We start from the raw sequence: 26396 nt of genomic DNA, 5'->3' as shown, positions 1-26396 counted from the left end.
CCGTGACGGACGCTGCAAACGTCACGATCCCGACGGAAACCGCAACGGAAACGGCAACCGAAACGGAAACTGAGACGGCAACCGAAACGGCAACCGAGACCGAAACGGCAACCGAAACGGCAACCGAGACCGAAACGGCAACCGAAACGGAGACCGCAACCATGACGGAAACCGAAACGGAAACCGAGACGACCACCACGAGCGGGCCTGGCTTCACGGCTGTGCTCGCTGTGCTGGCGCTGATCGGCGCTGCACTGCTCGCGGTCCGCCGCGACCAGTAACGCACCTGATCGGCACTAACGACGACTAACCGCCGAAAGCGGTCTCGATTTGCCGCGCGGTTTTTCATTTTTTGACCCACACGAGCGACGGCACCCGGCAGCGTGTCGGGACGGCCGCCCGCGAAGTGGCCGTAAGTCCTAATCCACTGGCCAGCATAGCGCCGCGTACGAACCCGGGCATGAGTGAAGGCGAACGGAAATTGATGGACGACCGGGGCCAGTTTCTGGAAGCAGTCCAGAATGGGCGTGACGTCCAGGACGCCGACTGGACGCAATGTCGGATCGTGATTACGACGGCCCGGATCGTCCTCGTCACCGACGAGAAGCGGACGATTCCACTGGACGCGATCAGCGATGTCGGTGGCCGATACGACGTCAACCAGAACGCAGCCGGCGTCGCTAGTTACGTCACCGTGCGAATCGAAAACGACGACGTCCTCCTCCTGCGCGCCCCGGAACAAGACGAGTTCGAGACCGATCTCTATCGCGCCTTCATCGACAACACGATCCTGTACGTCCAGCACCCGGCAGTCAAAGGCGGCGTCGTACAGGGGACCGAATGGCAGCGCGCGAAGGTGAAACTCACCGACGAAGCGATCCAACTGGCGATAGAAGATGGCCAGTACGTCACGATCGGCCGGGACGATATCGGCGACGTCGAGAGCGACGACCAGCAGGTCAATGGGACAGAACGGCGCGTGTTCGAGGTCGAGCATACCGACGAAGACGGCACGAGTGTCGAGACCCACCTCACGGGCGAGGCCAAGCAGGTCACGATTCTTCAAGAGGTACTCCAAGAGGGTGCAGAACGCAACCAGGCGAATCTCGACCTTTCTCCGGTCGAACAGCAAGTTATCATGGCGCTGCACTCGGGTGTCTCCCCGTTCGATCTGCCGGATTTCGTCGAGACGGATGTCGAAGAGGTCGAAGAGATCTTCGACCGGTTGATCGAACTCGACGTCATCGAGACGATTCGCGAACGGACGGAAGTCGAGATGACCTCGCGAGGGCGCCAGGTTGCAAGCGAAGAGATGGGCAATCAGTAGGAGTGGGGTGTCCGTACCCAGAACGTTCAAACGGGAGCCACGCTTGCCACCGGCATGAGCAGGCAGACGGCAGTCGTCCTCGCGGCCGGCGAAGGGACCCGACTGCGCCCGCTGACGCGCAACCGGCCAAAACCAATGTTACCGGCGGGAAACCGCCCGATCCTCGAACACGTTCTGGATGGGCTCGTCGAGACGGGGGTCGAAGAGATCGTCCTCGTCGTCGGGTACAAACGCGACCGGGTCCAAAATCACTTCGGCCCCAGCTATCGCGGTCGGCCGATTACCTACGTTCGACAGGACAAACAACTCGGGAGCGGGCACGCGCTCTTAGAAGCGAAAGCGGCTGTCGGAGGGTCGTTCCTCGTCGTCAACGGCGATACGCTGATCGATCCGTCGATCGTCCAAGCTGTCAGTACTGCCTTCGAGACCAGTCAGGCACTCGGGACACTGGCCGTCTTGGACGGTCCGAATCCCCACGAGTACGGTGCCGTCGAAGTCGACGGAGAAATAGTCACTGATATTGTCGAAAAGCCCGACGCCGACGACTATCGACTGATCAACGCAGGCGTCTATGCGTTCGAACAGGATATTTTCGACATCATCGAATCGACGCCCCGGACCCACGGTGAACTGGGCCTGACCGAGCCCCTCAGTCACGTACTCGAGGACGAACGAATAGAGGCAGTCGAAACGGACGGGAGTTGGGTCGACGCCACGTATCCGTGGGATCTCCTCGAGTTGACAGGGGAAGTGTTGAGAAGAGGTATCTCCGCTCTCCCCGAGCAAAGACGGGGTGTCTGGATCGCAGACAGCGCCCGCGTCCACGAAACGGCGACTGTCCGGCCACCGGCGGTGATTGGCCCGGACAGCGAAGTCGGGCCAGGCGCAGTGCTCGGGCCGACAGTGGCACTCGGCCGGAACGTTACCGTGGAAGCGAACGCGACAGTCGGTCGGTCCGTCCTCGATGACGATACGCGCGTCGGCCCCGGTAGCACGCTACTCGACACCGTCACCGGCCAGAACGTGCAAGTGGGGGCTGGCAGCGTCGTCCCTGGCGGTCCCGGATCGGTCGAGGTCGGCGACGAAATCTTCCGTGATCGGCCGCTCGGTGCGCTGCTTGCCGACCGTGTACAGGCCGACGGCGGGGTGACAGTCGATCCCGGCACGCTGGTCGGGCCGAATGCCTATCTGGCAACCGGCGTCACCGTCAGCGGTCGCGTGCCCGCAAACGCGGAGGTGCGTCGGTAATGTGTGGGATCATCGGGTGCGTGGGCCACGGCGCCGACACGACCGACGTGTTGCTCGAAGGACTCTCGACCCTGGAGTACCGTGGATACGACTCGGCAGGCGTCGCCGTCGCCAACGGCAGTGTCGATGTCGTCAAACAGGCAGGGACGATCGACGAGCTCGTTTCGACCGTGCAAGGAAACACGCCGGACGGAGCGGTCGGGATCGGCCATACGCGCTGGAGTACCCACGGTCCGCCGACCGACGAGAACGCCCATCCCCACGTCGATTGTACTAGCGACGTCGCTGTCGTCCACAATGGAATCATCGAGAACTACCAGGCACTGCGGGAGCAACTGGAGGCCGAGGGCCACACCTTCGAGAGCGACACTGACACCGAGGTCGTGCCCCATCTGATCGAGACGGAACTCGCGGGCGGGGCCGCCCCGGAGGCGGCCGTCAGGCAGGCCGTCGATCAGCTTGAGGGAAGTTTCGCTGTCGCAGCAGTGATCAGTGGGTGTGACGCGATCTTTGCCGCCAGACACGACTCGCCGCTCGTACTGGGACTCGACGAGACTGCGGGGGGCGACCACCATTATTACCTGGCCAGTGACGTCCCGGCGTTCCGAGAACACACTGATCGGGTGGTGTACCTGAACGACGGCGAGTTCACTCGTCTCGAACCCGACGGGTGGACCGTGACGACCCTGGCCGGCGAGCCCGTCGAGAAGGCCGTCGACACCGTCGAGTGGGATCCCGAGGAGACGGGCAAGGCCGGCTACGATCACTTCATGCAAAAGGAGATCAACGAGCAACCCAGGGCGTTGCGACAGTGTCTTTCGGAACGAGTCGACGAACTCGACGGTACGGTCGATATCGGTGATCTGGCGTATCTCAACCCACATGGCGTCCACCTCGTCGCCGCGGGAACGAGCTACCACGCGGCGCTGTACGGCGCGCAGTTGTTCCGGGCCGCAGGCGTTCCGGCCCAGGCGTACCTGGCTCACGAATATGCGACCGGGACGCCACCGATCGGTGACGAACTGGTGATCGGGGTGACCCAGAGTGGGGAGACGGCCGACACGCTGTCGGCACTGCGTGGGGCACGCGCCCGCGGTGCGCGGACACTCGCAGTGACGAACGTCGTCGGGTCGACCGCCGCCCGGGAGTGTGACGATGCCTTCTACATCAAAGCCGGCCCGGAGATCGGCGTCGCCGCGACCAAGACCTTCGCCTCCCAGCTCGTGGCGCTGAACACACTGTCGATCGGCATGGCCCCAAGCAAGGACGATCGAGAGGCGATCGCGGCGTTGCGGGACGTCCCCGCTGACGTCCAGCAAGTCCTCGATGAGTCCAACGCAGCGGCCGTCGCCGAACAGTACCTCGACAGCGAGGCCTATTTCTTCATCGGGCGTGGCCACCAGTATCCGGTCGCCCTGGAAGGGGCACTGAAGATGAAAGAGATCACGTACAAACACGCCGAAGGGTTCGCGGCCGGGGAGTTGAAACACGGCCCCCTGGCGCTCGTAACGAGTGAGACACCCGTCTTCGCCGTGGTGACCGGTGAGGACGAACGCGCCCAAAAGACGATCGGGAACGTCAAAGAGGTCGAAGCGCGGGGCGCGCCCGTCGTCGCAGTAACCGACGGGGTGAGCGACGTCTCCCGGTACGCCGATCACGTCCTCTCGATTCCCGAAAGCTCGCCCCAGACCGCGGCCGTGGTAGCGAACGTCCAGCTCCAATTGGCAGCCTACCACACCGCCGCGAAACTGGGCCGGCCGATCGACAAACCGCGGAACCTGGCCAAGAGCGTAACTGTGGAGTAGCTGCCCACGACAGCGGCTTCAACGAGGTTCATTGTGTGGGGGCAGTGCTCCGCACGCCCATTCCGTGTCGCCCCGAAGCCCGGACGGAGCCCCCGAACGGGAAGACTTATGCAGACAGTTACTCACGCCATGAGTAACATATGACGATACTCGTCACCGGCGGCGACGGCTACCTCGGGTGGCCGACCGCCCTGCGGATCGCGACTCGAAGCGACGACCGCGTACTCATCGTGGACAACTTCGCGCGCCGCGAATGGGTCGAAGAGGTCGGCGCTGTCAGTGGCGTCCCGATCGCGTCCATCGACGAGCGCATCGAGGCCGCCGAAGCTGTCCACGGCGTGCAGAATCTCTCCTTTGTCGAGGGCGATCTCACCGAGAAATCCTTCGTCGAGGAACTGCTGGCCGTCCACGAACCCGATGCGATCGTGCACACGGCGGCCCAGCCCTCCGCACCCTACTCCCAGATCAACGGCGAGCGGGCCAACTACACCCAGCACAACAACATGCAGGCGACGCGAAACCTGCTGTGGGGCCTGGAGGAAGCCGATCTAACTGACACCCACTTCATCGAGACGACGACCACCGGCGTCTACGGCGCTCCCGAGTTCCCGATCCCCGAGGGCGGAGCGACGATGGAAAATCAGGGCGAGGAAGACGAGGTGCCCTTCCCGGCGATGGCGGGCAGCTGGTACCACCTCACGAAGTCACACGACGCGGCAAACATGCGCCTGGCCCACTCCCAGTTCGACATCCCCATCTCGGACGTCCGAACGGCGATTACCTACGGGACCGAGACCGAAGAGACCGCCGCCGACCCGCGGCTTGCCACGCGCTTTGACTTCGATTACTACTTCGGCGTCGTCGCCCACCGCTTTGGGGCCCAGGCGATCGCGGGCTATCCGATGACCGTCTACGGCAAGGGCGAGCAACGAAAGCCGTTCATCGCCCTGGACGACGCCGTGGAGGGACTGGCACGACTCGCGCTCGCCGATCCCGACGAGCGACCCGACGACCACGTCGTCTACAACCAGGTGACGCGAGCGATCTCGATCGTCGAAGTAGCCGAGACGATCGCCGAGGTAGCCGGCGAGTACGAGCTGGACGTCGCCGTCGAGCACTTCGAGAACCCGCGTGACGAGGACGAGACCCACAAGATGGAGATCGAGAACGACCGCTACGCCGACCTGATCGACGGTCAGGGCACGACCTTCGAAGAGGGCGTCCGGTCGATCCTCGGGACGCTCCTCGAGTACGACGACCGGATTGGGGCCCACGAAGATCGGTTCCTCCCGGGCGTGTTGACCGACGATGAGTGAGCCCCGGGACGTCCTCGTGACCGGCGGGCTGGGATACGTCGGGAGTGCGCTACTCCCGCTGCTCGCCGACGCCGAGGACGTCGGCCAGATTGTGGTGCTCGACTCCCTTGCAAGCGGGTCGCCACGCCACTTACTCGAAGCCCACGTCGACGGCGACCTGGCGTTCCGGCGTGGTGACGTCCGGGAGTACGGCGACGTCGAGAGCGCGATGCGTGGCGTCGATCGCGTGATCCACCTCGCGGCGATCACCGGCGCAGCGAGTACCCACGACCGCCGGGAAGAGACGATGGCAGTCAACTTCGAGGGGACGGAAAACGTCGTCACTGCGGCCCGGAAACTCGGCGTCGAGAACCTCGTCTTTTCCTCCTCGTGTAACAACTACGGCCGCGCGGCCGCCACCGATATCGACGAGACGACCGAGCAGGACCCGCTGAATCCCTACGCCGAAGCGAAAGTCGCCGCCGAGAAACTCGTTGCCGAGTTCGCCAACGAAAACGGCGCGAGCGCGACAGCCCTGCGAATGAGTACCAACTACGGGTACGCCCCCGGCGTGCGCTTTAATCTCGTGGTCAACCACTTCGTCTTCCGGGCGCTGACCGGGCGGCCGCTGACAGTCTACGGCGACGGGAGCAACTGGCGACCGTTCATCCACGTCAGCGACGCCGCCCGCGCGTTCGGCCACGCCGCCCGCCACCCCGAGGCCTGGCCACAGACCGTCTACAACGTCGGCAGTGAAGACGGCAACTACCGCATCAGCGAGATCGCCGAGATCGTCAGCGAGGCAGTCGCACCCGTCGACGTAACCTACCTCGAAGACGAACACCCCGGTCCCTCCTATCACGTGAACTTCGACCGCCTGGCCGAGACTGGCTTCGAGCCCGAATGGACGCTCCGGGAGGGCGTCCGGGATCTCGCCGCCGTCCTTCGCGACCGACAGGAGATCAACACATGACTGAAGCGAGCGATTTCGACCCTGGGGAACCGCTTTCGATCACCGTGACGGGCGCAGCCGGCTTCATCGGCTCGCGCGTCGTCGATCGATTACAGGCCGCCCATCCCGACTGGGAACTCACGGCGATCGACAACTTCTATCTCGGCGACGTCCGGGAGATCGGGGACGTGACCGTCCAGCACGTCGACGTCCGCGATCGACGGCGACTGGAAGATGCACTCTCTGGGAGCGACGTCGTGATGCACCTGGCGGCGATCAGCGGCGTCGAGGACTGCAAGGAGCAGGCCGACCTGGCCTACGAGACCAACGTCTACGGGACCGAGAACGTCGCCTGGTTCTGCCGGAAACACGGGGCAGCGCTGATCTTTCCGTTCAGTATGGCCGTGCTGGGCACCCCCGAGTCGTTCCCGATCACCGCCGATCATCCCCGCGATCCGATGAACTGGTATGGCCGCTCGAAGCTCCTCAACGAGCGGGCGATCGAGACCTACGCTGAAGGGGCCTTTCCGGCCCATCTCTTCTTGAAGTCGAACCTCTATGGCAGCCACGCGGTTGGCCAGCAGGTCGTCTCGAAGGGAACCGTGATCAACTTCTTCCTCGATCGAGCGCTCGCCGACGAGACGCTGACGGTCTACGAACCGGGAACGCAGGCGCGTAACTACATCCACGTCAAGGACATCGCGCGAGCCTACGTTCGGAGTGCCGAGCGACTGGCCGACCAGTTGGCGGCAGGCGAGACCGGCGTCGAAACCTACGAACTCGCCAGCGAGGAGGACCCGAGCGTCCGGACGGTCGCCGAACGGGTGCAGGCGATTGCCCGGGAGTACGGCTTCGATCCCGCTGTCGAACTCGTCGAGAATCCGCGGGCCGGCGATGAGACGCTCGTAGAAGAGTTCGGCGTCGATACGTCGGCTGCCCGCGAGACGCTGGGCTGGGAGATCCGCCACTCGATCGAGGAGACAGTTCGAGACGCTGTGGAACGCGAAGTCGAGTGAGGATTTTCGACAGGGTACGGTCCGTCGTCACTCCGAAATCCCCTGCTGGCCGTTTGCACACTCACGTGACGGGCGTACTGTCGTGGCCCCAGATCAACTCGAAGTATCGACCGAGCCCGGCGACGAACGAACCGTTCTCGGTGACGGCCGCCTGGCGCATCGACAGCGGAACGTCTTTTTCCTCGACGAGGACGATCGCCGTCCCGGTCTCGTAGTCCATGCTCGGATCGACGAGCGTCCCGCGCCAGGGGAGGGCCTCGTTGCTGAATCGTACCTCGACGGCCGGGTACTCACTCTGGAGTCGGTCGATGACAGCAGCTTGAATGTCTCGGTTGGTCTCAGAGAGGGAGGCCGGATCGAGCAAGAGCACGCGTATCGAGACGTCACGCGCGTAGGCGTCGGCGAAGGCCGGTTCGATCGCCTCGAAGTACTCAAAGCCCTTGGTGAGGACACAGATTTCGTCCTCGGCATCGGCATAAAGTTGGCGCGTTTCGGTTTCGCTTGGCTGGCCGACGTCGACGACGTGAAAGAGGTCCTCCGTGGGCGTGACGTCCCCGCTGGCTCGTTCGTAGAGTGGGCCGAATTCCTCGAGGAAGGGGGCACGGAGGGACTGAACGTCCTCCCGGAACGTCTCGAAGGATTGCCGTCGATTCTCGATGGCCCGCTCGACGATCGCCTCGGGGTGTTTGGCCTCGTACTCCTTGGGACGGCCGGGGACCTCCTTGACGTACCCGGCGTCCGCGAGGGTCGCGAGTACCTCGTAGATCCTGGCCCGCGGGATCCCCGTCCCCTCCGCGAGATTCGGGGCCGTCGTCCGCCCGACCGTCAGCAGCTGTCGCAAGGCCGTGGCCTCGTACTCCCGGAGGTCGAGGCGATCGAACAGCTGTTGGGCGCTGTCGTCGGTCATTGGCGGAGCGTTTGCCCGGACGGCAATTAAGGGTACGCTCGCGCGGTGGTGTGCAGGTCCAGGACGGCAGGTATGTCCGGATGGGGATTCGTGTCGAGGAAAGGTTATTCTGAAAGCCCCCGCTTGACCGTCGGGGCCTCGCTGTGCACGCTCCCAACGCTCGCGTGCTCAAGTCGTCCGGGACGGACCGAGCGATCGGCCACTTTCATTCCCGCCCGCGTTGAAGAGGAGATGGGAGGTTCTGCCCTCAGTCGGGGGACCGGCTTTGACAGTGGGCGGGTCGTCGGAACCGAATTGAAGACGGGGCGACTGAATTGCTGCGGATTTGCGTATCGGGGCAAGACCGGGTGGCTTTTCATCGCGACCCGCGGACTACGTCCTGATGGTCGACGGTCCCGACTGGCGGCTGTTGGTTCCAGAATCGATCAGACGGCTCCCTGCCGATCTGGCCGCGATGTGCCTTTTGGTCGTGCTGACGGTCGTGTTCGTCTTCGTGCCAGTTCTCAACGAGACACCGCTCCGTGTCCTCTTCGGGCTTGCATTCGTGCTGTTCGTCCCGGGCTACGCCTTCGTCGCCGCGCTATTCCCGGAAGTCGGCGGAACAGCGATGGACGGGGACGAACGCGACGCGAGCGTGACGGATCGAGCCGGGATCGACGGGATCGAGCGGGTTGCGCTGTCGTTCGGGCTCTCGATCGCGATCGTCCCACTGACGGGACTGGTGCTGAACTTCACGCCCTGGGGGATCCGACTGGGACCGATCGTCGTGTCGTTGACGGCGCTGACGATGGCGTTCGTCGCCGTGGCAGCCCATCGGCGTAGACGGTTACCGGCCGAGGAGCGTCTGGACGTGCCCTATCGAGCGTGGCTCGAGTCGGGGCAATCGGGGTTGTTCGAGCCGGACTCGCGGACCGACGCAGCGTTGAACGTCTTGTTGGTGTTGAGTGTGCTCCTTGCGACGGCGAGTGTGGCCTACGGAGTGATGGTTCCCAAACAAGGCGAGGCCTTCACCGAACTCTATGTACTCAACGATGGAGACGGCGGTGAACTTGTGGCCGACAACTACCCGCAGAACGTCACCGTCGGCGAGTCGAAGCCACTGGTCGTCGGGATCGGCAACCACGAACACGAGCCGATGGACTACACGGTGGTGGTCGCGTTACAGCGGGTCGAACGCGAGGGGAACACGACGACTGTCCTGGAGGAACAGGAACTCGATCGACTCACGGCGAGCATCCAAGCGAACGGCACCTGGCAGCAACGGTATGGGGTGCAACCGACGATGACCGGAGAGGACTTGCGACTTGCCTTCCTGCTGTACCGTGGCGATCCGCCGACGGAGCCGACGATCGAGAACGCTTACAGGGAGAATCATCTTTTCGTGAACGTGACGAGCCAATCTGATTGACATTTTTCAGGTAGCGTGGTTCTGATGCATTGATGAGACATGCTTAAATAAAATGACCGTCACATCTACAATACATGCCCTCTTATCCGGAAACAGTTCGTGCCTCTCGCCTCAAGTGCCTCGCGTGTAATGCGCCAGTTGTCAAGACTGTGGGCAGTCGATACGTTTGTGTGGAGTGTGGCACGGAACCGATCCGGGCACACGATGGGGCGACGCGCGGCAGTTCTGATTGACTGCTATGAACGCCGAAGCACAACCTCCGAGTCAGCGTCCTACAAAGGAACAGTCAACGGCGGAATCGTACTTCGTTACCGCCGACGACGACCGTGAGCCGGTTATCAGCGTCGTGATGCCGACGCTGAACGAGGAAGGCGGGATCGAGGAGTGTATCGAATGGACGAAATCAGCGTTCGAGTCGGTCGAACTGCCGGGCGAGATCGTCTTGAGTGATAGCTCGACCGACCGGACGCCGGAGATCGGCCGCGAGATGGGTGCCCGTGTCGTCGAACCGGACGAGGGGGGCTACGGCTACGCGTATCGCTACGCGTTCGAGCGTGCCCGTGGCGAGTACATCGTTATGGGCGACGCCGACACGACCTACGATTTCGAGGAACTGCCCAAGCTACTGGAGCCGGTGCGGGCGGGCGAAGCCGACATCTGCATGGGTAGTCGCTTTGAAGGAGAGATCAAGGACGGCGCGATGCCGAAGTTGCACCAGTACTTCGGCAATCCACTACTGACGACGTTCCTCAACATCTTCTATCATGCTGACGTGAGCGACGCTCACTCGGGCTTTCGGGTGTTCCGCCGGGATGTCTTGGACCGGCTGGACCTGTCCGCAGATGGCATGGAGTTCGCCAGCGAGATGGTCATGGAAAGTGCGAGCCGAGATCTCAAGATTGTCGAGGTACCGATCACCTACCACGAACGGGAGGGCGAGGCGACACTGAACAGCTTCCAGGACGGCTGGCGACACGTCAAGTTCATGCTCGTCAACGCACCGGGGTACCTGTTTTCGATCCCTGGTGCCGTGCTCTTCGGTATCGGTGTGGCACTGATGGGATTCGCTCTCATCGGTGCGACGTTTCCGTCAGTCAGACTCTCACCAGTCTGGCAGCAAGGAGTCAACTTTGGCGTCCGGAGCGCTATCCTAGGCAGCCTGTTGGCGATTGTCGGCTATCACGTCGGGAGTCTCGGGATCTTCGCCACCGTGGCCAGCGATCCCATCCACCGGCCCGACGACGTCGTGACCAATGCGATCGTCGAACACCTGAGTCTCGAACGCGGCGCGATGGTCGGACTGGTGTTGTTCGGGGTGGGGTTGGGGTACGCTGTGGTGTTGATCGGTCGGTGGCTGACGAGTGGGTACGTGGCATTGCCCCCGTTGACCCACGACGTCATCGCCTTCACGCTGATCGTGCTCGGGATTCAGACCGTGTTTGGGTCGTTCTTTATGAGTACCGTGGCGGAGGGGTAAAAATGTCCATCTGGTCATCCATCAAACGGGTATTCAAAGAAGAAGGGGCACGGGTGCTCATCAAACGGAGCGCCAAGTACCTCTACAACAATCTGCTCAGACACCCGTACAACGACAGAATCCGAAGGCGGTTGCCGCGATCAGACAGACAGCGAGAGTACAACCAAGTGACGGTCCGTCCTTACCGAAAGTTCGATCGTATTGTCCCGATTGGCCCGCCGCCCAACCGAGGCGGACACAAATATCCCGAGAAGTACGAACACGCACTCGTCAAAGCACTCCGGAAGTGGCCTGAAGAAGGAGATAGTGTCGTGGTCGTCGGGGGAGGGATCGGAGTTACGAGTGTCGTCGCAGCGAGGAAGGTCGGCGAAAGCGGTCACGTAACTACTTTCGAGGGCGCCAAGGAGATGGCCGAGATGACACGGGAGACTGCGCAGTTGAATGGAGTCGACGACAGAGTGTCTGTCGAACATGCAATCGTTGGCTCCGCTCTCGAATTAGCGGGGGATGCCGAGGATGCAACCCAAGTACCTCCGGAAGAGCTGTCGGAGTGTGACGTACTCGAAATGGACTGTGAAGGGGCCGAACTGGATATACTCGAAGACATCGCGACGTCGCCGCGAAAGATTATCGTTGAAACCCACGACAATACGGAAGCAGTTCGGAGCACTCTCGTAGACACCCTTGGTTTTGAGATAGTCTCCGAAGAACTCGCAGAGAAAGGCCCATACGCCGACGTATGTGAACGGAACGACATCCATGTCATCATAGCTTCGAGATGAGTCAGGCCACATGACGGAAACACGCGATCTCGAAGACAGCCTCTCATCCATTCTCAGTTCCGCAGGTACGCTGTTGTTTTCCTCCGTTAGTAGCCGAGTCCTGTCGTTCTTGGCTTACATCGCCCTCGTGAGAGTGCTCCCGGCCCGTCAGTTCGGATTGTTGATGCTCGCCCACGTCATCGTGGATACGACGGCAAGAGTCATCGTCGTCGGTATCCCCGATGGCATTTCGAGACAGGCCGCAACCGAAAAATCGACGGAAGCTGTTATGAAGGCGGGGCTACTCGTCGTCGTTCCACTTGCCACCGTCGTTACGGTGTTGATTTTCTTTGCCCGTCACCACTTGGCAGCCTTGCTCGGTGAGCCCGGGCTCTCCTTTCCACTGGCCATTCTATCTCTCGTTGCCATCACGAGACCACTGGCAATGATTTCGATCGCTACGCTGCGGGGGATGGAAAACGCGCGAGACGCGGCACTTGCACGAGACATTATTCCACAAACAGTTTCGTTGATCGTATTTCTCGCGTTGGCTTTCTTCGGATACGCCTACATCGGTAGTATCGGTTACTGGTTCCTGTTACCGGTAGTGATGATAGGTGTAGCGACGATCCCGATCTATCAACGGTTCGGGTTTCGATCCCTTGTTGGCAACCTCCCACAACGAAGTGTAGTGCGGGGTCTGGTGCAGTTCTCCTGGCCGCTCGCGCTGCAATCAGTTTTCGTCCTCTTGATGACGAACTTCGACGTGCTTGCGATCGGATTCTTCCGGGCAGCCGAGAGCGTCGGGTTCTACAAGTCAGTCGTTCCCGTCGCCCAGATGACTCTCGTCTTTTTGTTCTCGTTCATTTTCCTCTACCTGCCTATCGCGACACAATACTACGAGAGCGGCGATCTCAAGGGCTTAGGAAAGATCTACAAGGTGAGTACGAAGTGGGTGTCACTGACGACCTTTCCTCTCGTACTATTTCTCGTCCTGTTCCCAGACGACGTGATTCGGGTTCTCTTTTCGGCGACGTACCTACCCGCGGAAGTACCGCTGGCTATCCTGGCAATCGGGATGTTCCTTCGCGTCGCCGTCGGGCCGAACGCCGCGACAGTGAAAGCGATCGATCAAACCCGCGTCGACCTCGTTTCTGCCATTGTTGGTCTGGTTGTGAACGTGGTGTTGACAGTGATCTTCGTTCCACGGCTCGGTCTGGCCGGCGCCGCCGTAGCGACGACGATCGGCTTTGCGTGTTACAATATCGTCGAGGTGGTCGTCATTTTCCGCCACATCGGGGGACACCCGTTCTCCTGGAACACGATCAAGCCGATCTTCGCGACAACGCTGTTCGGCGTGGGACTGCTGTGGGCACTACCGTCGGGACCGTTCGGTCTCGGAGCACTTGCGGTGATCGGCACATCGTTGGCGACGGTCGAGTTACTCACGATAGTCGCTACCCGGAGCCTCGAACCGGAAGATCGTATCATCATCAATCAAATTGAAGAGCAGACAAATAGAGACCTTGCGTTCCTGAAACAGTTCGTCCCGCAGTCATAGAACCAGACGAGAGGGGCGGACAGAAAGGAGCAGGTGCGACGAATATCTGCAAAATAGCGTCACAGCAAACAAGAAAGACACTTGACCTGCACTCTCGTTCGGTCCACCAATGGCCGACCACCCCAATATTCTCCTCGTCGTCGTCGATTGTCTCAGGAGTGATCGGGCACCCCCGACGGAAAAAGGAAAGGAGGTGATGCCGTTTCTCTCAGAGCTAGCCGAAAAGGGACGTTCGTTCGAAGATGTCTATTCAACTGGATCGTGGACGGTTCCTGCACACGGATCTCTATTCACTGGCACCCTTCCCAGCGAACACGGCGCCTACATAGGGCAGCCGGTGCTTACAGGAGACACCGGCCCCGTACTGTCTGAAGTCCTTTCGTCTGCGGGTTACGAGACCGTAGGAATCTCCGCAAATCCGTGGTTGAGCGACGAATTCGGATTTACTCGGAGATTTGACGAGTTCCAGGAAGTCCTTCCAACCCTCCCTTTTGAGGATGGAGGTGATCCGAGAATACTCACCTGGAAAGGCCAAGATTCGACCCTGAGTACACTCACGAAGACGCTTTCCTGGGTATTTCAGGGCAATCCGCTCAAGCGAACAGTAAACCGGTTTTCCTTTTTCGGCTCATCGTATCCACTTGCCCCTGGAACGGAAATGAACGAGCACGTGAGGTCGTGGCTCGCTGACCGGGATGACGACGATACTCCGTTTTTCATGTTTACCAACTATATGGATGTGCATGAGCCGTATCAGCGGGAACGTCTCGAATCATTTCTTGACCGGGACATACATCCAAATGGGTTCGAGGACGTGTGGAATCTCCCTTCACTACTCAATCCAGATATTGTGAAAGAGGAAGAGGATATTCGACGGGTGTATGATGCATCAGTCTCGCTGGCCGATGATCGAATCGAATCGCTCATAGACATTTTTGATCAAAACAACATCCTCGAGGATACGATCGTCATCATCACCAGCGACCACGGACAAGCGCTGGGCGAAAACGGATTTTGGGGTCATGGATATTTCCTTAGTGACGCGCTCGTGAAAGTACCGCTCGTTGTCTATTCACAAGACAAGGCACTTTTACCGGCCAGAGAGGATAACAGGCCTCTCTCAGTCGCAGAGTTATACGACTACATTGAGACTATTGCGACAGTAGATGGGGATGCAGAACCTCCCGCGGACTTTCCAAACCGACCAGCCAGTGACGGACTAGTGCCGATTTGCCAGTCGTTTGGAGTCAGAGACAACGAACGTGAAGACGTGGTATCCAAAGGGATAGATGTCCCACTCGACGGATGTGAAACGGCGTATTTCGGTGGGTGGGTGGGATCGTACGACTGCAAAGAGCAAGTCCTCCAAGTCGAGGTCTCAGGAGGGACGCAAAGTGTGTCACGTGAAGAGGCACGAGAAACCCTAGAAGAGAACATGACCTTTGCCCCGTGTCAGAAATCGAGCGAACAGGATTCGATTCAAATTGACACAGACACTAAGCGTCGCCTCAAGCAACTCGGGTATCGATAACAGCCAGAGGTAGAATCGAATGGGGACATACGATAATATAATGATAAGAAAGGATTTAACTGATTCACGGATGATCTGATATTGATGCTTCCGTACTCCCTTTCAGATCTCCGTCTAGCACTCGAGAACCCGATCGAAGTAGTCACCGAACTCAATCGTCTCTACTACACCCGTCTCCGAACGTGGGACTACAACCGTACTGCACCGAATTTCTTCGAACAGGATTGGGACAATCTCATCATTCTAGACGCATGCCGCTTCGACACGCTATCGAGAGTACTGGAAGAAGACAACATCTCTCTGATAGGTGACCTTTCCACCATAGAATCCCGCGGTGCATGTACCCCGGAGTTCCTCCGCGGGTGCCTTCCTGAAAGTGACCTTTCAGACACGGTCTACGTGACAGGAACGACGATGCTGTACCGGAACTCGGTACTAAACGACGAACTGAACCACAATCTCCATGCCGTCATCGACGCGTGGGAAGACTCGATCGACGTCGGCGAATGGGGAGTCAGCCCTGACCGTATGGAACAGAAGGCACGCGAAACACTCGATTCGTATCCGAACAAACGTCTCGTCGTCCACTTCATTCAGCCACACATTCCGTTTATCGGAGAATTCGGTCGCAAACGGTTTTCCGACGCTCCTGAGGATATCTGGAGTGCTATACGATACGGAAAGCTGAACGTGTCAGACGAGGAACTGTGGCAAGCATACAATGAGAATCTCCGGGAAGTTCTCCCCGCTACAAGGCGCCTTCTTGAAGATCTCCCGGGTAAAACCGTCGTCACAGCCGACCATGGTCAATTGATCGGCGATCGTGTTGGACCCATCCCCGTTCGTGATTATGGCCACCCGAACGGAATATACTGCGACGAACTCGTCAAAGTCCCATGGTTGGTCCATGAAAACGGCCCTCGGCGCGAGATAGTCAATGAAGATCGCTCCGTCGAATACGACGAGAAGGAACGCGACGAATTAGACGAGAAAGCGAAAGAGCACCTCGAAAACCTAGGCTACATGTGAGACAGCAAGTGATTTGATTTCACCGTACCACAAAGGATAAGCATCCTCTCTTTCAGCTCGACGTAGGTGCTTTGGCTCCCGATGTGCGCATGACCCCATGGGGCAGCGATTCCGGAAATGAGACAACAGGATCTCTGAGAGAACTAGCCTGTAAGGGTCGAGACGATATTTCCTACGGCATGTTTTCCTCACAGCAACTCCCGGTTCGGTCGTGAGATGTTCCGGAGCATGCTCGGTAGCGACTTAAGAGCCCCATCGAAGGCGAGGTCCGGGGTATTCCAGTAGCACTCGATCGTTCTCGTGGCCGCCGTCATCGCCCGCGGAACGCCGGACCGAACGACATCGATCTTCCGTCGCCGTGCCAGTTCGGCCCCAGTCGGCCCACCGTATTCGGCTCGTAGCTCCTCGGCCTCGGCCTGCATCGCGTCGCGCTGGTCCAGGATCTTCCGCTCGCTGTGGTTCCGGTCGCCTGCCAGCACGTCATCGACGTGACGGAACTCGTAGTCCCGTGCCAGCCTGAGCCAGAACTCGTAGTCCATGACGTACTCGCGGTCGGTGTCCAACCGCTCGTCTTCGAGGACGTGCCCACCGAAGAACAGGCTGGGCTGTTCGATGAAACACTTCAGCAGTAACCGGTCGTAATCGAAGTCGGGGACGACCTGCAACTTCAGCACGTTCGAATCCGCATCCAGGAGTGCCATGTCGCCGTAGACGACGTCCGCTTCGAACTGATCGAAGTACCCGACGACGCGACCGAGCACACCGCGGTCGAAGTACACGTCGTCGGAGTTGAGCCATCCCACGATGTCACCGGACGCCATCTCGAAGCCCTTGTTGATGGCGTCGGACTGCCCCTCGTCGGGTTCCGAGATCCACGTGATCTCGTCGTCGTATGCCTCGAGAATCTCGAGCGTGCCGTCGTCGGACTCACCGTCGACCACGATGTGTTCGACGTTCGAGTATCGCTGTCGGGCGACCGACTGTATCGTCTCCTCGATGAACTGCGCCTGATTGTACGACGGGGTGACGATCGAGACGAGAGGGGGAGAGGTTTCAAACTCCGTCACAGCGACCACTCATGCCGCGAATAGCAGCGAGCACGGTATGAAGCTTGTCGATCGAAGTTCCGGAGAGGTGACGTAAGCGGACATGTTTTGTATCCTGACCCGAGTACGGGGAGGTGGGAATGGTCACTGGACCCGTCGGAAGACGCTGGCGACGACTCGCGTTCGGGCTGTTGCTGATACTCGCCCACGCCGCCGCCCCAGTCGGTGCTATACTCGCGATTCGTAACGGCCGCATCCGATTCGTCGGCCTGTTCCTCTATGCCGCCATTGCGTTGCTCGTCTTCGACGCACTCCTGCTCGGGTGGTATCGATCCGGGGGAGCGGGTGGCGGGATCGATCGTTCGAAGTTGCTCTCCGACTGGCGAGTCGGCGTGATCGTGACCGCTCTGACAGTTGCCGGGTTCGCGATTGTCGGGCGGAGTCCAGTCTCCTACGCGATTGCCGCCATGACCGGCGTCGTACTGCTCTATCGCGCTGTGTATGTCGACCGGTCCACGTCGACGCTCACTCTTTTGGTCGTTGTGGCTGGGACGATGCTCGTGGCCCGGGTATTCACGGTCGATTTTCTGGCACCGACGTTCGATACGGTCACGCACACGGTGGTGATCGAAGCGATCGCCAACGCAGGATACACCCATCAGTTCCTCGATACACGACTCGAGGGATTCCTCACTTACCACATACTCGCGGCTAACATCGTCGAGATAACGGACATCGCTCCACGAGCGGCATCCGGAGTACTGTTCGTCGTAGCGTTTCCCGCCGCCGCCCTAGCGACGTTCGCGTTCGTGCGTCGGTGGGGCAGTGATCGTCGTGTAGCGACCGTCGCAGCAGTCATTCTCGTCTTCACGCCGGCGTTCCTGGAGTGGGGAACGAAAGCCCACTACCAGTCGCTGAGTTTCGTCCTCTACACCATGGTGGCACTGACGTTGAGTTCCCTGTTCGTCGATCGCCGTCTCGCCGTTGCGGGCATCCCTCTGATCGTAGCGTGGGTGAGCACCCACCACTTCAGCGTCGTGATGGCGATCACGATTCTAGGGCTGCCACTGGCGTACAACGCCTATCGCTCCTTTGAGGCCGGCTGGCGTCCGAACGAGTTACTCGCAGTGTTGGGTGGCGCGTTGTCGATCAAATGGACAGTACTGACGGGATGGTACCGTGTCCCGATCAATTGGATCGTCAAGTTCAGCCCGCAAGCAGACATCAAAAACGCGACAAACACGACAAACACGACAAGTAGCGCACCAGATGTCGGGGGAACAGGATCATCAGAGTCAATCAATATCATGACACAGGAGATCTATGTCCGTGTGATCAAGGAACCATGGGACGCCATCCTCGCTTCGATCCCGTTTCTGGCCGACTATCTCTTCCTCGCGTTGACGCTCCCGCTCGCCGCCTTCGGGTTGATCGGGTATTTCCGTGAGCGCATTCGGCAGTTCGCCCCGCTGCTGTTGGGTGGCTTCGTCGCGGCAGCCTTCTACTTCCCGAACCCGCTGTGGTATCCCTTGCGTGGCCTGGCCGAGTTGCCACGGTGGGACGTGATGGCTGCTCCATTCGTGGCCGTGCTGGTCGGCGGTGGCGTCATCGTCGCAGTTCGGCACGCTTCCAAAGGATCGACGTGGAAAGCCGCTGCCGTTGGTGTGTTCCTGTTCTGTGTCGTGTTCGCCAGTGTCGCGGCGGGCTTCTATTCCCCGACGGCCTCCGACCTCGTCGGCTCGGACAGACACGATCGGCAGTACTTGACCAACGAGGACATGCGGGCAGCCGACTGGACCCTGGAGTATGTAGCGCCGGAATCGTCGATCTATGGGACTTCGAAGAGTTTCGCTTATCTCGCACGCTCGTCGGATCCAGTAATGGGGACTGATGGGCACACATTCCAGCGTGCGCGCGTCTCAAACTATCGCGGGAGAGTCGTGTTCCACCGGGGTTTGACCGTCTTTCAGCGCGAGGCCTTCAAGAACTCTAAAATTACAGTCATGTTCGATCCGTCTGTCGCATACTATCCACCGGGAGTTGAAACGAAAGCCCCAGTGGGCGGCGAAACCGTGGATTACGATCCGAATGATGCGTCTCTCGTCTATACCAACGGTGAGACGGTCGTGCACTGGTCCGACACAACCCGGAATACCCACCCAGAATAAGCGAATCCCACAGTCGTTCCTTGACCGCTTCGGAGTACGAAGGTAAGTCGTCATTTGGAGTCGTTCGGCTTCGATTGCAATAGTGCCCCGGAAAGGGGAGCTATATCCCCCACGCATGCAGATCACACTGCTCGACTTGCAGAATTCGATCCAGATCTACTCCGGCCTGATGGAGCGCATCTACCAGCTCGGGGAGACGCTCGGCGCCGACTGACAGGCCCTCGGCGTCCAGGGCTTCCCAGATCGACTCCGCAGCCACGTCGTCGTAGTTGACCGGCGTCCGCCGCGTCGGGTCCTCCGGTCAGGCTTCGTGAACCCGAACACGCCGTGCTTACCGCCCTGTTTCCCGGTGACGAGTGTCGACCACGCAAGACAGGTCAGCGGCGGGTACGACGACTGCATCTCGCCGAATCCTCCCTCGGAGATGAGACGGGAGAGCGTCGGGAGTTCCGCACGCCACTCCCGGATCAGTCCCGGATCGAGTCCGTCGACGCCGACGACAGCGAGATCCATGTCCGTTCCTTTGCATCGGGGACAAGTGTCAGTTTATCCCTTTCGAAGCGAGCGGCTAACCAAAGGACTCTCGATCTCAACTTGGTTCGGCGAAAGTCACAGCTCCACAGGGTATAGATGTTCTCCCGGGATCCCTCTTGATCGGTCCGTTTATGCAGTTAGTCACGAAAGGCATGGCTACATGGTCGGGGTCGTCGGAGTGTTGTCTCTCGTCGTTGCCACCGCCAGCACAGGAGTCGTCGGCGGGACGCTGGCGAGGGAACTCGGGTTCGATTCACGGGTAGCTTTCTGGCTCGCTACCAGTGTGTTGACCTCGGCAACGATTACGGCACTCACGATAAGCCTCGGATTCGCCGGATTCCTCGACCGGAGTACACTCTTCGTTTTGACCGTGGGACTAGCCGCGATATCCATAGCAGTACTCGAGAGAGATGTTCGGCGAGCAGACGTACGATCACGGTTGAACAGCGACTGGCAGGCACTCTGGAGCACACTTACGAACTCGTACGCGACGATCGTTCTCTCTGTTCTCGGTGGAATTGAAGCCTCGTGGCTACTCACCCGCATTTACTTTCTTCCGCCGCTCTCCTGGGACGGATTGGCCTATCACTTGCCACCAGTCATCGAGTACATTCAGGAAGGGACTATCACGCTGGTCGGCTATTCGATATTCGCCAACGGGTATCCGAACACGGGCGAGATGTATTTCCTGTGGAACCTGATCTTCCTGCGAGACGGGATCATCGTCGACGGAACACAACTTGCGTTCGTACTCGTCGGGGCACTGGGGATCTACGTCATCGCGACCGAGATCGGAATAGACAGTGAGAACGCCTTTCTCGCGGGTATCGTATTTTTCCTCTCCCCGGTCGTGTTGATGCAAGCGGACATCGCGTACGTCGATCTGATGTTCGGTTCGCTTGTCATTGCCAGCTATGCCTTTTTCATTCGATACTGGCAGTCAGGGGAGACGAAAGAGGTCCTCCTGTTGAGTGTGTGTCTGGGCCTTCTGGCTGGGATCAAGTACACGGGTGGCTTCTTCGTGATCCTCATTACCCTCATGGCCATCCTCGGATACGCCCTCGACGAAATACCAGTCACCAAGCGGACGTTCGCGAAGCAAACGGTGGTGTTCGCCCTGGTGGGACTACTCTTGGGTGGTGCCTGGTACGCCAGAAACTTTCTCGTCTACGGGAATCCGGTGTATCCCGTTCCAGTCGAGGTGCTCGGGCAGACGATATTCGACGGGCCCTACACGGTTCAAGAGAAGGTACTCAATTCGTGGAACAAAGTGAGCCACTGGCACGGCACTTTCGGACAGAGTTCCACCATCGAGAAGGTTTATCTCTCCTGGTTCGAGAAAACAAAATTCTACGATACAGTCATCGGTGGATTCGGTCCGCAGTGGGCCCTCCTCGGTATTCCAGCCGCGATACTCTTCACGTACAGATCACTGCGAAAGCGTGATCGACTGAAGATACTCGCCATTGCGCTCTTTCTGATCCCTGTTTTCGCGACGGTCGAGCCATGGAAGGCACGCTACCACATCGCTTTTGCGGGGTTTGTGGGTATCGTGATCGGGTACGCGCGAGATGCGATCGTGGTCGACTGGCGAAAGGCGTTCACGGTGCTGCTGATCGTCGTACTCTGTTTCGGGATGGTGATGAGTTCCCCCCATCGTCCCTTCGGGGTGTACATGCAGGATGCGACATCGACGCCGGGTGAGGATCGGACCGCGATGGAGATCAGGGGCCTCGGTCCCGTTAGTTGGGATAATTATACGGAGAAGGTCCCTCCGGATACCCACGTCGGTTTCGTCCTGGGCGATCGAGCGTTGCCGTACACCCTCTATGGTCATGGCTTCCGCAATCGGATAACCTATGTCGGCGACGAACCGACAAGGGAGGCGTTTCTCGATCGCCTCGAACGTGAGAGTATCGAGTACCTCGTATTGCACGAAGGGGAAATTGAGTCGGAGTGGGTCCAGGAAACGTCTCGCATAGAACAGCTACATTTCGAAAAGGGCCATTACATCTTCGAGGTAAGAGCATGAGCGAAGATACCGGTCGTCAGGAACGCGTGTACTTCGCTCTCGTGGCCCTGATGACGTATCTCTATTTCCAGGGCAACTGGTGGTTCGTTCGCGTTAGACACGCCGTCGACTACTGGCTACAGTTGCTCGCCTGAACCTGAGAGACGTGCCGAATCGAACCGCAAAGGGGTAGTGTCCCGACGGAGGAAGGTCTTCCATCGGGAGGCCGGACTCACATGCCAACGTCGACAATCGAACTACCCGAGGATCTCGCGTCACGCATCGAGGATCGACTGGAGTACACGGACTTCGATTCCGTCGACGAGTACGTGGAGTTCCTTACCCGCGAGGTACTAGGTATCGTCGAAGCGGAAGCCGAAACGGGAGGCGAAACCATCGACGAACGCGAGTCCGAAGTCAGGTCACGCCTGCGATCCCTGGGGTACATCGAGTGACGAGTATGGCCGAAAAAGATACGAGACGGAACGTCGTCCTCGTGACCGTCGACAGTCTCCGTGCTGACCACTGTGGCTTCATGGGGTACGACGACGACACGACGCCGACGCTCGACGCCATGGCTGAGGACGGGGTGGTGTTCCGGAACGCAGTGGCCCCCGGACCGAGTACGTCCGAATCGATGCCGGCCATCTTCACCGGACACTATCCGTTCGAGCGGAAGGGGGTGAGCGGGGCTATCGACGAGCGCATCGGCCGTATCAAACCTCACATGGACCGGCATCGGACTCTCGCAGAGCAGTTCTCGGAGCACGGGTATGCGACGGCGGGATTCACGCCGAACCCGTTCACGACCAGGTACTTCGGATTCGACAGTGGCTTCGACTACTACGAGGACTTCCTCGACGGATCGCGGGGAAAGTTCTACGAGTGGCTAGTCGAAGGACGATTGTCCGACAGTACCGTGGGAATGCCCGCACGTGTCCTGTTGAACTGGCTAGCCAAAGAGGAAGTGTTCAAGCGGTGGGAGCATTTCGTGGACGACGTTCTGGAGTGGGTGGAGACGGCGCCAGAGCCCTACTTCCTGTGGGTCTTTCTGATGGACGCACACCATCCGTATCTCCCTCCCCGGTCGTACAGATCGAAGAGCACCTTCCAGACACTGCGTGCGAATCTGGAATTGCGGAGGCAGAACTACGAGCCACCGTTTTCCGACCCCGTCGCGGAAACGTTGGTAACCGCGTACGACGACTCGATCCGGTACGTCGACGCGTTCCTCGACCGAATGCGAACGGAACTGAAAGGGGATCCGATCCTCGCGATCACGGGAGATCACGGGGAGGCGTTCGGTGAACACGGGACCTACGAACACCACGGTGGTGCCCTGGGCGAACACGGGAGCCAGGAGTACAACTCGTACCTATACGAGGAGAACATTCACGTCCCGCTCGTCGTGGCAAACACGGATGCGTCCGGAAGCGTAGAACGGCCGTTCTCGTTGCGATCTCTCTGTGACCTGTTCGACGTGTCGGAAACGGGCTTGGTGGTGAATCCGGATGCAACCGACCAGTTCGTCGTCTCGCGGACGTTCGACGGAGATTCCATCGCGGTCCGTGGTGGGCGGACGAAATACATTCGGGACGACGACCGCGAAGCAGTGTACGATCTCGAAGCCGGGGAATCGACGCCCATCACGGACGAACAACTCCGTCGATACATGTCGGAACTCACCGATGCGAAGTCGTGTGGACTTCAGGAAGGACAGCACATCGTCAAGGCGTGTGCGGACGTGGTATCCGAGCAGCAACTATGACCGCGTGGTCCGGGGGGCGTTCGGGTCTCGTCTTCAAGTACGGGCTCACCCTCGTGCTGGTCGCGTTGTTGGTGTTCGTGCTGTTCACCTCGATCGATCTCGGCGAACTCGTGACGACGCTCTCTCACGGGAATCCTGTCCTGTTCGGGGCGGCACTCGTAACGTATTACGTGACAGTGCCGTTACGAACGTACCGGTGGATAGTGCTGTTACGAGAGGTCGATCTGGAGTTGCCCCACGTCGTCGGTAACCTCGTGGTGATGTTGAGTCTCTTTTTCAATACGATTCTCCCCGCAAAAGCAGGAGATATCTACAAGAGTCACGTCGTCGGGATCCGGTACGACGTCTCGCGGGCGAGCGTCCTCGGAACGACCGCAGTCGAGCGAATACTCGACGTCATCCTCCTCAGCGGCGGCCTCCTCCTATCGATGGTAGTGTTGATAAACCCGTTCCAGGAGGCGACGAACGTCGGTGTTGTCGCCGGCGTCGTCCTCACAGTTACTGTCGTCGCCGTGGTGGTGCTGTTGCGGATACCGGTGAGATGGCTGCCGGGACGCGTCCGGAACGACCTCGAAAACTTTCTGTTGGGAATCCGGTCCATCGAGAGCAGTTACGTTCTCGGCTCGGTGGGGTTGCTTTCAGTGGTGATCTGGGGTGGCAACGTCGGCCGGATCTATCTCCTCTCGGTGGCACTCGACATCGGCATCAGCCACGTCGAGGTGATATTCGTGGCACTACTGATCTCGTTTCTGACCGGGCTGCCGTATACGCCCGCCGGGATCGGTGCCGTAGAGGTGGGTGGAGGGGTTGCCCTTCTCGCGTTCGGCGTCACCCGAGAGAGCGGAGCCGCGTTGCTGTTACTGGACCGTGCCATAACGATAGCCAGCGTCGTCATCGTCGGCGCTGTGATATACACGGTGTTGCATGCGAGAGATGCCGACATTCTCCGGGGAGATCCCCTCACCTGAGTCCGAGAAAACGCTGTAGATCGAGAAGTTTCGTAACCACGTGGCCGGACAGGTACCTGCCTCGTCCGGCTACCCTGGTATTGCCAGCACGAATGTCACGTACCGGATCGTCTTCGACCAGTGTATAGGCCCGCCCCACCTCGAACGGGAAGTGGGCGTCACTTCCCCCGGTCCGAGAGAGGGACAACGACGCAGCCACATGTCGGGCCTGTCGGTTGAACGCCGATCGGATGCAACGTGAATTGATAGTCTCGATGCCGTCTATGGAGGCTTGGACAGACCGATACGATTCCCCCAACGACTCCCTGAAGGAGTCGAACGGATGTGACAGGACGGCCACGCCGTGCTGATCGTGAATCGCATCGATGACCGCCGGTGGCTCTCCGCGCGACGGAACACTATCGACACTGAGAGCGAGGATATGTCCTTGACTGGTACTGACTTCAACGCCGGCAACGACGCGCAGATCAGTCCCGGCGGCGTCTCGGACTGCCTCGACGTTTGCCATCGTGTCGTGGTCCGTGATGGCGATGCCGTCGAGTCCCCGTTTTTCGGCCGCTGTTGCTATCTCGGAAGGGGTGGCGCTCGAGCATGGGGAAGCGTTCGTATGCACTTGTAGGTCGAACTTCTTCATCCGGAACCACCCTGGACAAAGTAAATCACCGCGACGATACTGATCACCCAGCCAGTCACGTATACGAAGAATCGAGCGTCTTTGAGTAGTGATGGCGGCAGCGGTGCTCGCCCCCTGAGCGACATCAGTCTGAAAAACCGGATGACTCCCAGACATACGAACGGGAGAGACACGACCAACATGGGTGTTCGCCCGAGGACCGAATAGAGTCCGTAACTAGTGAGCAAGGCGATACCGACAGCAGTCATCACACGCTCCAACAGGGGCCGTGAATAGGTTTCAAGAACATCTCGGGAGGTCTGATCGACCGTAGCGAGTTCGTGATGGCGCTTCCCCAGCGCCATCAGCAACGCCAGCAGAAACGTACAGAGAACGAGCCACGGACTAATCGTCGCTTGAATGACGACCACCCCGCCGATCGCCCGTAACAAGAATCCGGTGGCCACGACAACGACATCAAGGAGGGGTACACGCTTCAGGAACAGGGAATAGACGACGTTCTGAGATAGATACAGCGCAATGATGACGAAAAACGCATAATCGAGGGCCATACTGAGCCACACCCCTGTCCCCACCAGCGTCAGACCGAAAGCACTCGCAGCGGGAACGGACACCTGCCTGCTCGCAATCGGGCGATGGCGTTTCGTGGGGTGATTGCGATCGGCTTCACGGTCAACGATATCGTTGAATATGTAGACGGCGCCGGCAGCTGCACAGAATGCGACGACGGCGACTGCGACTTCGCGAAAATGGCCGGGGTGAAAGAGGTTACCTGAAAAGACGATACCGACGAACAGCAGCGACTGTTTGTACCACTGTTTCGGACGGAGTTCCTGAAGGAGACCCAGAGCCGTCGCCCGCGCCTGCATCAACAGCGGTCGAGTCGCCATGTCGTATACCTGATGTGCGATAGAGATACACAAATGACTTGCGTCAGAGCCCTCGAATTT

General features: G+C 59.6%; 24 protein-coding genes. 19 read left to right on the top strand and 5 right to left on the bottom strand.

Features of this window, described 5'->3' with window-relative positions:
• The 7 genes from FR699_RS13035 to FR699_RS13005 all read left to right on the top strand — a co-directional run.
• A partial coding sequence (locus tag FR699_RS13035; RefSeq protein ID WP_158855686.1) for a PGF-CTERM sorting domain-containing protein occupies window positions 1-281 on the top strand: 281 nt, incomplete at its 5' end.
• A 179-nt stretch (window positions 282-460) separates the two neighbouring features.
• Window positions 461-1327 (top strand): CheF family chemotaxis protein, encoded by an 867-nt coding sequence (locus FR699_RS13030; protein WP_158855685.1) that lies wholly within the window; start codon window positions 461-463, stop codon window positions 1325-1327.
• Between the two features lie 54 nt (window positions 1328-1381).
• Window positions 1382-2575: a sugar phosphate nucleotidyltransferase gene (locus FR699_RS13025; RefSeq protein WP_154552398.1), complete on the top strand. Its 1194-nt coding sequence runs from the start codon at window positions 1382-1384 to the stop codon at window positions 2573-2575.
• Window positions 2575-4380: a glutamine--fructose-6-phosphate transaminase (isomerizing) gene (glmS, locus tag FR699_RS13020; protein WP_158855684.1), complete on the top strand. Its 1806-nt coding sequence runs from the start codon at window positions 2575-2577 to the stop codon at window positions 4378-4380. The genes FR699_RS13025 and glmS overlap by 1 nt, the downstream gene beginning before the upstream one ends.
• Before the next feature lie 140 nt (window positions 4381-4520).
• Entirely contained in the window at window positions 4521-5696 is a 1176-nt protein-coding gene (locus FR699_RS13015) for an NAD-dependent epimerase/dehydratase family protein (protein WP_158855683.1), read from the top strand.
• The gene (locus FR699_RS13010; RefSeq protein ID WP_158855682.1) at window positions 5689-6648 is read left to right on the top strand and encodes an NAD(P)-dependent oxidoreductase; all 960 of its coding nucleotides are present in this window, start codon (window positions 5689-5691) and stop codon (window positions 6646-6648) included. The genes FR699_RS13015 and FR699_RS13010 overlap by 8 nt, the downstream gene beginning before the upstream one ends.
• Window positions 6645-7643 (top strand): NAD(P)-dependent oxidoreductase, encoded by a 999-nt coding sequence (locus FR699_RS13005; RefSeq protein ID WP_158855681.1) that lies wholly within the window; start codon window positions 6645-6647, stop codon window positions 7641-7643. Before FR699_RS13010 ends, FR699_RS13005 begins: the two co-directional genes overlap by 4 nt.
• 61 nt (window positions 7644-7704) lie before the next feature.
• Here the strand turns inward: FR699_RS13005 and FR699_RS13000 are convergent, their stop codons facing one another.
• A complete protein-coding gene (locus FR699_RS13000) occupies window positions 7705-8550 on the bottom strand; it encodes a TrmB family transcriptional regulator (RefSeq protein WP_158855680.1) in 846 nt (281 codons plus the stop codon).
• 382 nt (window positions 8551-8932) lie between these two features.
• On the opposite strand from FR699_RS13000, the gene FR699_RS12995 reads away from it, so the two are divergent.
• The 6 genes from FR699_RS12995 (at window position 8933) to FR699_RS12970 (ending at window position 16317) form a co-directional block, all read left to right on the top strand.
• Window positions 8933-9958, top strand: coding sequence for a DUF1616 domain-containing protein (locus FR699_RS12995; protein ID WP_158855679.1), 1026 nt, complete (start codon window positions 8933-8935; stop codon window positions 9956-9958).
• 238 nt (window positions 9959-10196) lie between these two features.
• Window positions 10197-11435 (top strand): glycosyltransferase family 2 protein, encoded by a 1239-nt coding sequence (locus FR699_RS12990; RefSeq protein ID WP_158855678.1) that lies wholly within the window; start codon window positions 10197-10199, stop codon window positions 11433-11435.
• 2 nt (window positions 11436-11437) lie between these two features.
• Window positions 11438-12217, top strand: coding sequence for an FkbM family methyltransferase (locus tag FR699_RS12985; protein ID WP_158855677.1), 780 nt, complete (start codon window positions 11438-11440; stop codon window positions 12215-12217).
• Between the two features lie 10 nt (window positions 12218-12227).
• Window positions 12228-13757 carry a flippase gene (locus tag FR699_RS12980; protein ID WP_158855676.1) on the top strand — a complete coding sequence of 510 codons (1530 nt, stop codon included), beginning with the start codon at window positions 12228-12230 and terminating at the stop codon, window positions 13755-13757.
• 109 nt (window positions 13758-13866) lie between these two features.
• Window positions 13867-15288: a sulfatase gene (locus FR699_RS12975; RefSeq protein ID WP_158855675.1), complete on the top strand. Its 1422-nt coding sequence runs from the start codon at window positions 13867-13869 to the stop codon at window positions 15286-15288.
• A gap of 84 nt (window positions 15289-15372) precedes the next feature.
• Window positions 15373-16317 (top strand): hypothetical protein, encoded by a 945-nt coding sequence (locus FR699_RS12970; RefSeq protein ID WP_158855674.1) that lies wholly within the window; start codon window positions 15373-15375, stop codon window positions 16315-16317.
• Between the two features lie 188 nt (window positions 16318-16505).
• Here FR699_RS12970 and FR699_RS12965 read toward each other — a convergent pair whose 3' ends face one another.
• On the bottom strand, window positions 16506-17384 hold the full coding sequence (locus FR699_RS12965; protein WP_158855673.1) for a glycosyltransferase family 2 protein: 879 nt from the start codon (window positions 17382-17384) through the stop codon (window positions 16506-16508).
• 119 nt (window positions 17385-17503) lie between these two features.
• Between FR699_RS12965 and FR699_RS12960 the strand changes: the two genes are divergently transcribed.
• Complete coding sequence (locus FR699_RS12960) at window positions 17504-19531, top strand: hypothetical protein (protein ID WP_158855672.1); 2028 nt, start codon at window positions 17504-17506, stop codon at window positions 19529-19531.
• Window positions 19532-19711: 180 nt separating this feature from the next.
• On the opposite strand, the gene FR699_RS13495 is transcribed toward FR699_RS12960, so the two are convergent.
• Complete coding sequence (locus FR699_RS13495; RefSeq protein WP_158855671.1) at window positions 19712-20044, bottom strand: alkaline phosphatase family protein; 333 nt, start codon at window positions 20042-20044, stop codon at window positions 19712-19714.
• 25 nt (window positions 20045-20069) lie between these two features.
• Between FR699_RS13495 and FR699_RS12950 the strand changes: the two genes are divergently transcribed.
• From FR699_RS12950 to FR699_RS12930, 5 genes are all read left to right on the top strand, one after another.
• Entirely contained in the window at window positions 20070-22097 is a 2028-nt protein-coding gene (locus FR699_RS12950) for a glycosyltransferase family 39 protein (RefSeq protein ID WP_158855670.1), read from the top strand.
• A complete protein-coding gene (locus FR699_RS12945) occupies window positions 22094-22231 on the top strand; it encodes a hypothetical protein (RefSeq protein ID WP_158855669.1) in 138 nt (45 codons plus the stop codon). The genes FR699_RS12950 and FR699_RS12945 overlap by 4 nt, the downstream gene beginning before the upstream one ends.
• Window positions 22232-22312: 81 nt before the next feature.
• Window positions 22313-22531 carry a hypothetical protein gene (locus FR699_RS12940; protein WP_158855668.1) on the top strand — a complete coding sequence of 73 codons (219 nt, stop codon included), beginning with the start codon at window positions 22313-22315 and terminating at the stop codon, window positions 22529-22531.
• Between the two features lie 5 nt (window positions 22532-22536).
• Window positions 22537-23844, top strand: a complete 1308-nt coding sequence (locus FR699_RS12935; RefSeq protein ID WP_158855667.1) for a sulfatase — start codon at window positions 22537-22539, stop codon at window positions 23842-23844.
• Window positions 23841-24812 (top strand): lysylphosphatidylglycerol synthase transmembrane domain-containing protein, encoded by a 972-nt coding sequence (locus FR699_RS12930; protein WP_158855666.1) that lies wholly within the window; start codon window positions 23841-23843, stop codon window positions 24810-24812. Before FR699_RS12935 ends, FR699_RS12930 begins: the two co-directional genes overlap by 4 nt.
• Here FR699_RS12930 and FR699_RS12925 read toward each other — a convergent pair.
• On the bottom strand, window positions 24805-25446 hold the full coding sequence (locus FR699_RS12925) for a PHP domain-containing protein (protein WP_158855665.1): 642 nt from the start codon (window positions 25444-25446) through the stop codon (window positions 24805-24807). The two genes, FR699_RS12930 and FR699_RS12925, sit on opposite strands and share 8 nt — an antisense overlap.
• On the bottom strand, window positions 25443-26336 hold the full coding sequence (locus tag FR699_RS12920) for a decaprenyl-phosphate phosphoribosyltransferase (protein ID WP_158855664.1): 894 nt from the start codon (window positions 26334-26336) through the stop codon (window positions 25443-25445). Before FR699_RS12920 ends, FR699_RS12925 begins: the two co-directional genes overlap by 4 nt.
• Window positions 26337-26396: the final 60 nt, after the last annotated feature.

It is taken from the genome of Halorhabdus sp. CUG00001 (genome assembly GCF_009797925.1).
Taxonomy (GTDB): Archaea; Halobacteriota; Halobacteria; order Halobacteriales; family Haloarculaceae; genus Halorhabdus.
This window is presented reverse-complemented; position numbering and strand designations above follow the sequence as displayed.